This is a genomic window from Pseudomonas sp. NPDC089734 (assembly GCF_044748865.1).
GTDB lineage: Bacteria > Pseudomonadota > Gammaproteobacteria > Pseudomonadales > Pseudomonadaceae > Aquipseudomonas.
On record NZ_JBIVGV010000027.1, the window covers coordinates 35293 to 46240 of the forward strand.

A 10948-nucleotide genomic window follows, 5' to 3' on the forward strand; every position below is an offset into this window, starting at 1 on the left:
ATGGCCCAGAGTCGAGCGGCGCGCCTGGCGCCGGTGGTCGAGATGGCAGAAGCGGCCGAGCGCACGGCTGCCCAGCGCCTCGGGCATTTTCAGGGGCAGGTCAATCTGGCCTACAGCAAGCTCGAGGAGCTGGAACGGTTTCGCCAGAGCTATCAGGATCAGTGGATCAACAAGGGTAGCAACGGCGTCTCCGGGCAATGGCTGACCAACTACCAGCGCTTTCTCAATCAGCTGGACACTGCTGTCGGCCAACAGAACAAGAGTCTGGAATGGCACAAGGTCAATCTCGAAAAGGCCCGTGGTGCCTGGCAGGAGTGCTATGCGCGGGTCGAGGGGCTGCGCAAGCTGGTTCAGCGCTATATCGATGAGGCGCGTCAGCTTGAAGACAAGCGCGAGCAGAAACTGCTCGATGAGTTGTCCCAGCGCCTGCCGCGTCACGATCAATATTGATACGGGTTCATATTTCGACTCTCTGGTCTACGCTCTAATTGTTTCTGTGATGACGTACCTCAGGAATCCCTATGACGACGATCACTTCCGAGCTTTCCCAGGATGGTCAGCAACTGACCCTTTTCATTCAGGGGCGTTTCGATTTTTCCACTCACCAGGACTTTCGGGCTGCCTATGAAGGGCATCCCGGTCACCTGAATTACGTTGTGGACCTGAGCGCAACTCATTATCTGGACAGCTCGGCGTTGGGCATGCTGTTACTGCTGCGCGATCATGCCGGCGGTGACGGGGTTGTGGTGCGGCTTGTCAATTGCACCGCCGATGTCGTCAAGATCCTCACGATCTCCAATTTCTCAAAGCTGTTTCAGTTGAGCTGACCCTTGTCGCCTGCATCCGGGGGGCTGTGCATACTGATTGCTGACGACAGCGCCAGCGACCGTTTGCTGCTGTCGACGATCATCGGGCGGCAGGGGCATCGGGTGTTGAGTGCTGCCAATGGGATCGAGGCGGTGGCAATATTCGAGGCCGAACGCCCGCATCTGGTCCTGCTGGATGCGCTGATGCCGGTCATGGACGGTTTCGAGGCCGCGCGGCGCATCAAGAGCCTGTCGGGCGAGTCGCTGGTGCCGATCATTTTCCTGACGTCCCTCACCGAAGGCGAGGCTCTGGCCCGCTGCCTGGATGCCGGGGGCGACGACTTCATCTCCAAGCCTTACAACCCGCTGGTCCTGGCCGCCAAGATCAACGCCATGAACCGGCTGCGCCTGTTGCAGGAAACGGTTTTGCAACAGCGCGACCTGATTGCCAGGCATCACGAATACCTGCTCAACGAACAGCGCGTGGCCAAGGCGGTGTTCGATCAGGTGGCCCACTCGGGGTGTCTGGGGGCAGATAACATCCGTTACCTGCAATCGCCTTATGCGCTTTTCAATGGCGATCTCATGCTTGCGGCCTATTCGCCGGCCGGGAACATGCATGTGTTGCTTGGTGATTTCACGGGGCACGGCCTGCCTGCTGCGGTCGGAGCGATGCCGCTGGCCGATGTCTTCTATGGCATGACCGCCAAGGGTTATGGCCTGCCTGAAATCCTGCGGGAAATGAATGCCAAGCTCAAACGCATCCTGCCGGTGGACATGTTCTGTTGTACGGCATTGCTGTCCGTCAATCTTGCGCAACGCCAGCTGGAAATATGGAACGGTGGGTTGCCGGATGGTTATCTGTTGCGCGTGGCCGACGGCAGTCAGTTGCCTCTGGTGTCGAGGCATCTGCCTCTGGGTGTGCTGGGCGTCGGTGCTTTCGACGATCGCACAGAGGTTTACCCGCTGGCGACAGGGGACCGGATTTTTCTGCTTTCAGACGGTGTGCTGGATACCAGTAACAATCATGACGAGTTATTTGGTGTAGAGCGCCTGCGTGAGGTGCTGACGGCAAACCGTCAGCCGTCGTTACTGATTCAGGAAATCCTCCAGGCGCTCAATCATTTTGGCGGTCGGGCGCGTGATGACGTCAGCATGCTGGAGATCAGCATTCTCGATGAGGATCCGTCTGCACAGTCGGTATCCAACTACTCCGACAACGTAGTCTCGAGCCCGCTGGACTGGTCGGCCAGCTTTGAATTCCGTGCCTCGACCCTCAAGCGTTTCAACCCCTTGCCCTACGTGATGCAGTTGCTGCTTGAGGTGCGCGGGCTTCAGGAACAGAGCGCCGCCGTACACAGTGTGTTGACCGAGTTGTACAGCAATGCTCTGGAGCATGGGGTGCTGGGGCTTGATTCGAGTCTGAAACAGGATGCCGCCGGATTTGCCCGCTACTATAAAGAGCGGGAAGAGCGCCTGGAGGCACTGCAGTCGGGTTTCATTCGTTTGCATGTGCAGATTGAACCCTTGGCGAAAGGCGGCCGTCTGACAGTGCGGGTCGAAGACAGTGGGCAAGGCTTCGATGTACAGCAAGTGCTCGCCATGCCGGCTTCGTTCGAGGGCTTGCATGGTCGCGGGTTGAGGTTGATTCGTGAGTTGAGCCGGCAGGCGCAATGGTCCAGGGACGGCCGGATGGCCTGCGTGGAGTTTTTCTGGGAGGCAATGGCATAATCGCCCGTGAAGTCTTGATCAAGGAGTGAGCAAGTGTCGATTCATCTGGACTACAACGTTTTGAATGTTTTGCAGGAAGTCATGGAAGATGAGTACCCGACGTTGCTGGAAGTCTTCCTCAAGGACTCCGAGCAGCGCCTGTCGCAATTGCGCAGGATCGCCGATAGCCCCGCGCCTGACTTGCAGGAGCTGAGCCTGATCGCCCATAGCTTCAAGGGCAGCAGCAGCAATATGGGGGCGTTGCTCCTGTCGGACCTGTGTCGACAGCTTGAAGAGCGTGCGCGACGTCAGGAGCCGGCCGGTATCGGCGAGCTGATCGGTACCCTCGCCAATGAGTACCTGACAGTCCGTCGACTGTTCGATGCCGAGCTTCAACTGTTCATCGGGCAAGCCTGACGTCTTTCCCTGTTTCGGTATGCCGGTAAAGCTGGCCCGCATCTTGCTGTAGTTCAAGGAACCAGCTGCTTATGCGGAGATCGAAATGCCCCTTGCCCCTAACGTGCTTCTTCAGGCCAATGTGACTGCGACAGCAAAGTCCAGTGCGGCCACTAATGCGATCAAGTCTGCGGATAGTGGCAGGGACGATGCTTCCAGCTTCTCCAACGTCTATGCCAAGCAGTCCCGAGACAAGGTCTCCGACCGCAATGACACCTCGGTACGTGACAAGTCTGTGCCTGCAAAGGACAAGACGGTCGCTGGCAAGGACAAGGCTGATACGAACGAAACCACTGCCGCCGATGAGTCGACCGTTGCCGATAGCGGCAATGCCTTGCCTGCCGATTCGGCCAGTGCCAGCACCGATGACAAGCCTGATACCGATGGTGAAGCGGTTGCCGAGGTATTGACGCCGCCGGTCACCGATCCAGCCCTTGATCCGGCACTGCAGATTGCTGCGGCCCAGACGCCTGCGGCGCTGGCGGCTTCCAATGCGGCCAGTGAGGCGGCCAAGGCTTTGCCGGCAGTGGCTGCGCTGCCTGTGACGCCGAGTGCCGATGTGGCAGAGGATTCGTTCGATCCCGAGGCCGATCCTCTGGATGGTTTGCATGCCGTGCAGCTCGCGCTGGAAAACGCCAATTCCAAGGCGCAGGCGGCGCAGCACGCCAATGCCTCAAGCAGAGCGGCCGCCAATACCGAGAATGACCCGAGTCAAAATGCCGCCAATAACCTGGCAGCCTTGAGCGAGCAGCTCCCTTCGGATGAAAGCAGTACCGAGAGCAGTGACAAGTCGTTCGGCAACCTGATCAGCGACGGCCTGAAAGACACCAAGAGTGCTGCGGGCGATACGCGGGTCGATAACTTTGCCGAGCGTCTGGCGGCCTTGAGTCAGGCGGCGCAACCTGCCAGGGCAACGACTTCGACGCCTCTGATCAACCAGCCGCTGGCCATGAACCAGAGTGGCTGGAGCGAAGGCATTGTCGATCGTGTGATGTACCTGTCGAGCCAGAACCTGAAATCGGCTGAAATCAAACTGGAACCGGCCGAACTGGGACGTCTGGATATTCGCGTCAATATGGCGCCGGAGCAGCAGACCCAGGTGACGTTCATGAGTGCCCATGTCGGGGTTCGTGAAGCGCTGGAAAGCCAGATGTCGCGCCTGCGTGAGTCGTTCACTCAGCAGGGGCTTGGTCAGGTGGACGTCAACGTGGCCGATCAGTCCCAGCAGCAGGCGCAACAGCAGGCCCAGGAACAGGCCAGCAGGGCGCAGCGTGGTGGGCGCGGCGGTGGTTCGGATTCCGGCGATTCGCTGGACGATACTGCCACAGCTGATGCCACCGCTCCGGTCAGCCAGCCAGCGGCCCGTGTGATCGGTTCCAGCGAGATCGATTACTACGCCTGATTGGCCGATTTGCGAATGCGTCCGTTCCTGCACAGTTCATCTGTGTGGGAGCGAATTCATTCGCGAAAATGATGCTCGCCCGTTTCCGCAGAAGCGGAGAAAGCCCTCTCTTCATTCCCTCCTCGTAGCGCCCTCCCCGCAACTCTGGCATAACACTTGCTCAGCCTCTCTCACGCATCAGCGAACCCCTTGAATAGTGACGGATTATTGGCATGGCGAAGAGCGAAGAAGTTAAAGACCCCGCTTCCAAAGGTAAACTCAAGCTCATCATCGTCGCAGTCGTGGCTTTATTGCTCGCTGTCGGCCTTTCAGTAGGCGCAACCTGGTTCATCATGCACAAGTCGGCCAGTGAGCCTGACCCGGCGGCGGTTGCCGCGGCGGCCAACGTCAAGCCTGTGGCGGTCTTCGAGCCCTTGACGCCGGCCTTCGTGGTCAACTTCAACGCCAATGGCCGTCAGCGCTACATGCAGGTCAGCATCACCATGCTGGCGCGCAATGCGGCTGACATGGAAGCGTTGAAAGTCCATATGCCGGTGATCCGCAACAACCTGGTCATGATGTTCGCCGCCATTCCTTTCGAGTCGCTGGCTTCGCCGATCGGCCAGGAAATGCTGCGTCAGAAGGCGACCGCCAGCATTCAGGAAGTGGCCCAGAAAGAACTCGGCAAGACTGTGATCGAACAGTTGCTCTTCACTAACTTCGTATTGCAGTAGGACTCCGACACATGGCCGTTCAAGACCTGCTGTCCCAGGACGAAATCGATGCGCTGCTGCATGGCGTTGACGATGGTATGGTCCAGACCGAAAGTTCCGGTGAGCCAGGCAGCATCAAGAGTTATGACCTGACCAGCCAGGACCGGATCGTACGGGGACGCATGCCGACCCTGGAAATGATCAACGAACGTTTTGCCCGCTATACCCGTATCAGCATGTTCAACCTGCTGCGCCGTTCGGCGGACGTGGCGGTGGGCGGTGTCCAGGTGATGAAGTTTGGCGAATACGTACACTCGCTGTACGTACCGACCAGTCTTAACCTGGCCAAGATCAAACCCTTGCGTGGCACGGCCTTGTTCATCCTCGATGCCAAGCTGGTCTTCAAGCTGGTGGACAACTTCTTTGGCGGTGACGGTCGTCACGCCAAGATCGAAGGTCGTGAGTTCACGCCGACCGAACTGCGCGTGGTGCGGATCGTTCTGGATCAGGCCTTCATCGACCTCAAGGAAGCTTGGCAGGCGATCATGGAAGTGAACTTCGAGTACATCAACTCGGAAGTGAACCCTGCCATGGCCAACATCGTGGGGCCGAGCGAGGCCGTGGTGATTTCCACGTTCCACATCGAACTCGATGGCGGTGGCGGCGATCTGCACGTGACCATGCCGTACTCGATGATCGAGCCGATCCGCGAAATGCTCGACGCCGGTTTCCAGTCGGACCTGGACGACCAGGACGAACGCTGGATCAAGGCGCTCAAGGAGGACGTGCTCGATGTGTCCGTGCCGCTGAGCACGACAGTGGTGCAGCGTCAGATGTTGCTGCGCGACATCCTGCACATGCAGCCTGGCGATGTCATTCCGGTCGAGCTGCCTGAAACCCTGGTCATGCGTGCCAATGGCGTGCCTTCCTTCAAGGTCAAGCTCGGCTCGCACAAGGGTAATCTGGCCCTGCAAGTAATCGAACCCATAGAGCGGCGTTGATCTTTCAGGTCGATGCCGAAATTGTTGCGTAACTGAATCAATGCCCGCTGAGGACAACCAATGGCTGATGAAAACGAAATGACGTCTGCTGAAGATCAGGCGTTGGCCGATGAATGGGCTGCGGCACTGGGTGAAGCCGGTGAGGGTGGTCAGGCCGATATCGATGCATTGCTGGCGGCCGATGAAGGTCATTCTTCGTCCCGCATGGCGATGGAAGAGTTCGGCAGCGTGCCCAAGAGCAATGCGCCCGTCACTCTGGACGGCCCGAACCTGGACGTGATTCTGGATATCCCGGTATCGATCTCCATGGAAGTGGGCAGTACCGACATCAACATCCGCAACCTGCTGCAACTCAACCAGGGGTCGGTGATCGAGCTGGACCGTCTGGCCGGCGAGCCGCTGGACGTGTTGGTCAACGGTACCTTGATCGCTCATGGCGAGGTGGTGGTGGTCAACGAGAAGTTCGGCATTCGTCTGACGGATGTCATCAGTCCGAGTGAACGCATCAAGAAGTTGCGCTAAGTGAAGCGGCTCCTGGGTGTGCTGCTGAGCCTGCCTGCCTCTGCGTGGGCTTCCGAACCTGTGGCGCAGGCTGCGCCTCAGGTCGGCAATGCCGTGTCCAGCGGAATGGGAGGGCAGGTGCTGCAACTGTTGCTCGGCCTGTTGCTGGTCATCGGGCTGATTTTCGTGCTGGCCTGGGTCATGCGCCGGGTCCAGAGCGTGGGGCCGAACAGTGGGCAGGTCATTGAGCTGCTGGGCTCTCGGGCCCTGGGGACACGTGATCGTCTGTTGCTGGTCCAGGTGGGAAACGAGCAGATTCTGCTGGGTGTCACGCCAGGACAGATCACGCCTTTGCATGTGCTCAAGGAGCCGGTGCAGGTGCCTGTCCGTGAGCAGACAACTCCTGAGTTCGCCCAGCGCCTTCTGGAATTGATGGGCAAGGATAAGGACAAGAAGTGATGGGCGCCTTGCGTTTCCTGACATTGCTGCTGTTGACGATGGTGGCGCCTGTCGCGCTTGCTGCCGATCCTCTGTCGATCCCGGCGATCACGTTGTCCAACAACCCTGGCGGTCAGCAGGAGTATTCGGTCAGCCTGCAAATCCTGCTGATCATGACGGCGCTGAGCTTCATTCCGGCGTTCGTCATGCTGATGACCAGTTTTACGCGGATCATCATTGTCTTCTCGATTCTGCGTCAGGCCCTTGGCTTGCAGCAGACACCCTCGAACCAGATTCTCACTGGCATGGCGCTGTTTCTGACCATGTTCATCATGGCGCCTGTGTTCGACCGGGTTAATCAGGATGCGTTGCAGCCCTATCTGGCGGAAAAGCTCAGTGCTCAGGATGCCGTTGCCAAGGCGCAGGTTCCGCTCAAGGATTTCATGCTGGCCCAGACCCGCACCAGCGATCTTGACCTGTTCATGCGTCTGTCCAAGCGAACCGACATCGCGACACCGGATGCTGCGCCCTTGACCATTCTGGTTCCTGCGTTCGTGATTTCCGAGCTCAAGACGGCCTTCCAGATCGGTTTCATGATCTTCATTCCGTTCCTGATCATCGACCTGGTCGTGGCCAGTGTGCTGATGGCCATGGGTATGATGATGCTGTCGCCCCTGATCATTTCCCTGCCGTTCAAGATCATGCTGTTCGTGCTGGTGGATGGCTGGGCGCTGATTGTCGGCACGCTGGCCGGAAGTTTTGGTGGTGTATGAGCCTTTTTGACGAGGAGTCTGCCCGATGACGCCAGAAGTAGCGGTCGATCTGTTCCGTGAAGCGCTGTGGCTGACCACTGTGCTGGTGGCGATTCTGGTAGTGCCAAGCCTGATCTGTGGCCTGCTGGTCGCGATGTTTCAGGCGGCGACCCAGATCAACGAACAGACCTTGAGTTTTCTGCCTCGTCTGATCGTGATGCTCGTGACCCTGATCGTTGTCGGTCCCTGGCTGCTGAAAATATTCATGGAATACATCCTGTCGCTGTACGGCAGTATTCCGACCCTGATCGGCTAGCGTCGCATGCAGCCGTTGCTTGCGCTGACCGATACCCAGATCAGTACCTGGGTCGCCAGCTTCATGTTGCCCCTGTTCCGGATCGTTGCGGTGCTGATGACCATGCCGGTCATCGGTACGACCCTGGTGCTTCGGCGCGTGCGTCTGTATTTCGCCGTGGCGGTCACGGTGGTGGTGGCTCCCGTGCTGCCTGCCATGCCGCCTGTAGAGGCTCTGGACCTCAGTGCCTTGCTGCTGATTGGCGAGCAGATCATCATTGGCGTGGGCATGGGGCTTTCGCTTCAGTTGTTCTTTCATATCTTCGTGGTGGCGGGTCAGATCATCGCCACCCAAATGGGTATGGGCTTTGCTTCGATGGTGGACCCTACCAACGGCGTTTCGTCGGCGGTCATCGGGCAGTTCTTCACCATGCTGGTGACGCTTCTGTTTCTGGCCATGAATGGCCATCTGGTGGTGCTCGAAATTCTGGTGGAAAGCTTCAGTACCATGCCGGTGGGCGGCGGCTTGCCTGTCAGCAATTTCTGGGAGCTGGCCACAGGGCTGGGCTGGGTCATGAGTGCGGGGCTGCGGCTGGTTTTACCGGCCATCACGGCCTTGTTGATCATCAACATCGCCTTTGGCGTCATGACCCGTGCTGCGCCGCAGCTCAACATTTTCTCCATCGGCTTCCCCCTGACGCTTGTGCTCGGCATGGTCATCCTGTGGATGAGCATGGCCGACATTCTCAATCAGTACCAACCCATGGCTGTCCAGGCCTTGCAGTCTTTGCGCGATCTGGTGAGGGCCCGCTGACATGGCTGAGAACGAGAATGGCCAGGACAAGACGGAAGACCCCACGGAGAAGAAGGTCCGGGACTCCCGGGCCGAAGGACAGATTGCCCGCTCCAAGGAACTGAATACCCTTGTCGTCATGTTGATGGGGGCGGGCGGCCTGCTGATGTTTGGCGCAGGCATTGCCCGCATGATGTCCGAGATGATGCGTGACAACTTCACGATCACCCGTGAAACGCTGATGGACACGACCTACATGGCCCGGATGCTGCTCAGCTCCGGCGAGCACGCCATGATCGTGGTGCTGCCATTCCTGATTGCCATGCTGGTGGCTTCTCTGGTCGGTCCTATCATGCTGGGCGGCTGGTTGTTTGCGACCAAGTCGCTGATGCCCAAATTCAGTCGCATGAACCCGGCGGCCGGGATCAAACGCATGTTTTCCCCTCATGCGCTGGTGGAGTTGCTCAAGTCTTTCGCCAAGTTTTTGATCATTCTTGTGGTAGCGCTGCTGGTTCTGCAGAAGGAACGCAACGACCTGGTTGCCATCGCCCACGAGCCTCTGGAGCAGGCCATCATTCACAGTCTGCTGGTCGTGGGCTGGAGCAGTTTCTGGATGGCGTGCGGGTTGTTCTTCATTGCTGCGGTCGATGTGCCTTTCCAGTTGTACGAGGCGCACAAGAAGCTGTTGATGACCAAGCAGGAAGTACGTGACGAGCACAAGAACAGCGAGGGCAGTCCGGAGGTCAAGCAGCGTATTCGTCAGTTGCAGCGCGAGATGTCCCATCGCAGGATGATGTCGGCGATTCCGGAGGCCGATGTCATCATCACCAACCCGACGCATTACGCCGTAGCGCTCAAATACGATCCTGACAAGGGTGGGGCACCCATGTTGCTGGCCAAGGGCGCTGACCTGGTTGCCATGAAGATTCGTGAAATCGGTGCGCATAACCAGATCCTGATTCTCGAGTCTGCCGCCCTGGCGCGCTCGATCTACTACAGCACGGAGCTGGAGCAGGAGATTCCTTCGGGGCTTTACCTGGCGGTGGCTCAGGTGTTGGCTTATGTCTATCAGATTCGCCAGTACCATTCGGGCCGAGGCAAGCGGCCCGATCCGCTGGGTGATCTGCCTATTCCGCCGGATCTGCAGCGAGACGCATGATTGCTTCTTCGCGAATGAATTCGCTCCTACCGAAACCAATGTGTAGGAGCGGATTTATCCGCGAAGAAGCCCATGAAGCTGAGCCGATCCGGATTTTGCTGTGTGGCGAGTACAGGTTCCGCCCTTACGGCGGGCCCCTTTGTTTCGGCAAAGGGGCGAAACCATGGGCTCCGGTTCGGCCCCGCCTTGAGGCGGGGTTCCCTCGTTCCGGCGTTGTTCCATGGGGCCGCGCCGATGGGCCATCCCTGGCCTGGCGGCGCTTGCTCGGCTCCTGCCTCGCACCCCATTCCACAACACCTGCACTCGGCCTTCACCAGCGTCGCAATCGGTGGTGTCTGAGCTTTTTGTGCTCAAAGAGCAAAGCAAAAGCGAAAAAGGCTCTATGCCGCGATGGTGTGAACACCGCAAAACGCGACGTTGGTGAAGGCTGAGTGGAGGTGGTGATCCGGTGGGAATTCTGCAGGGATGCAGAATTAGCCGCACTGGGCCATGGATGGCCCATTGTGGCGACCGCCGGATCAGCGCCGGAGCGAAGGAACCCCGCCGTCAGGCGGGGCCGAACCCGGAGCAGTGGCTTTGCCTACTTTGTCCGAAAACAAAGTAGGGCGCCGTAAAGGCGCAAGGCGGCATAAAGCCGAACGATCTACCCAGTAACAAATACGTTCCTCGTCAGGGAACATATCCGGATTTTGCTGTGTGGCGAGTACAGGTTCCGCCTTTACGGCGGCCCCCTTTTGTTTCGGCAAAAGGGGGGGAAACCATGGGCTCCGGCTCGGCCCCGCCTTGAGGCGGGGTTCCCTCGTTCCGGCGTTGTTCCATGGGGCCGCGCCGATGGGCCATCCATGGCCTTGTGCTGGTCAAATTTTTCCGGACACATCAGTAGGTGATTTCAGGCTGCCTGGCGCTCGTACTGGTTTGGTGAAACATAGCCCAGTGTCGAGTGC

At 58.7% G+C, this 10948-nt stretch carries 13 protein-coding genes; all 13 read left to right on the forward strand.

The features are described from left to right. Complete coding sequence (gene fliJ / locus ACIPY9_RS23535) at positions 1-450, forward strand: flagellar export protein FliJ (protein WP_400707324.1); 450 nt, start codon at positions 1-3, stop codon at positions 448-450. Between the two features lie 71 nt (positions 451-521). Continuing rightward, on the forward strand, positions 522-827 hold the full coding sequence (locus ACIPY9_RS23540; protein WP_400707327.1) for an STAS domain-containing protein: 306 nt from the start codon (positions 522-524) through the stop codon (positions 825-827). Between the two features lie 3 nt (positions 828-830). After that, on the forward strand, positions 831-2537 hold the full coding sequence (locus ACIPY9_RS23545; RefSeq protein ID WP_400707330.1) for a SpoIIE family protein phosphatase: 1707 nt from the start codon (positions 831-833) through the stop codon (positions 2535-2537). Between the two features lie 33 nt (positions 2538-2570). After that, positions 2571-2933 carry an Hpt domain-containing protein gene (locus tag ACIPY9_RS23550; protein WP_400707333.1) on the forward strand — a complete coding sequence of 121 codons (363 nt, stop codon included), beginning with the start codon at positions 2571-2573 and terminating at the stop codon, positions 2931-2933. An 85-nt stretch (positions 2934-3018) separates the two neighbouring features. Next, positions 3019-4374 carry a flagellar hook-length control protein FliK gene (locus ACIPY9_RS23555; RefSeq protein ID WP_400707336.1) on the forward strand — a complete coding sequence of 452 codons (1356 nt, stop codon included), beginning with the start codon at positions 3019-3021 and terminating at the stop codon, positions 4372-4374. A gap of 212 nt (positions 4375-4586) precedes the next feature. Next, the gene (gene fliL, locus ACIPY9_RS23560; RefSeq protein ID WP_400707339.1) at positions 4587-5087 is read left to right on the forward strand and encodes a flagellar basal body-associated protein FliL; all 501 of its coding nucleotides are present in this window, start codon (positions 4587-4589) and stop codon (positions 5085-5087) included. Positions 5088-5098: 11 nt separating this feature from the next. Further along, positions 5099-6067, forward strand: coding sequence for a flagellar motor switch protein FliM (gene fliM / locus ACIPY9_RS23565; protein WP_400707342.1), 969 nt, complete (start codon positions 5099-5101; stop codon positions 6065-6067). A 60-nt stretch (positions 6068-6127) separates the two neighbouring features. Then, positions 6128-6589, forward strand: a complete 462-nt coding sequence (gene fliN / locus ACIPY9_RS23570) for a flagellar motor switch protein FliN (protein ID WP_400707345.1) — start codon at positions 6128-6130, stop codon at positions 6587-6589. After that, positions 6590-7027, forward strand: a complete 438-nt coding sequence (gene fliO / locus ACIPY9_RS23575; protein ID WP_400707348.1) for a flagellar biosynthetic protein FliO — start codon at positions 6590-6592, stop codon at positions 7025-7027. It abuts the gene before it with no gap. Beyond that, positions 7027-7779, forward strand: a complete 753-nt coding sequence (fliP, locus tag ACIPY9_RS23580) for a flagellar type III secretion system pore protein FliP (RefSeq protein ID WP_400707351.1) — start codon at positions 7027-7029, stop codon at positions 7777-7779. Before fliO ends, fliP begins: the two co-directional genes overlap by 1 nt. A gap of 25 nt (positions 7780-7804) precedes the next feature. Continuing rightward, positions 7805-8074: a flagellar biosynthesis protein FliQ gene (fliQ, locus tag ACIPY9_RS23585; RefSeq protein WP_122316631.1), complete on the forward strand. Its 270-nt coding sequence runs from the start codon at positions 7805-7807 to the stop codon at positions 8072-8074. Between the two features lie 6 nt (positions 8075-8080). Beyond that, the gene (gene fliR / locus ACIPY9_RS23590) at positions 8081-8866 is read left to right on the forward strand and encodes a flagellar biosynthetic protein FliR (protein ID WP_400707354.1); all 786 of its coding nucleotides are present in this window, start codon (positions 8081-8083) and stop codon (positions 8864-8866) included. A gap of 1 nt (position 8867) precedes the next feature. After that, complete coding sequence (gene flhB, locus ACIPY9_RS23595) at positions 8868-10004, forward strand: flagellar biosynthesis protein FlhB (RefSeq protein WP_400707357.1); 1137 nt, start codon at positions 8868-8870, stop codon at positions 10002-10004. The last annotated feature ends 944 nt before the right edge of the window (positions 10005-10948 follow it).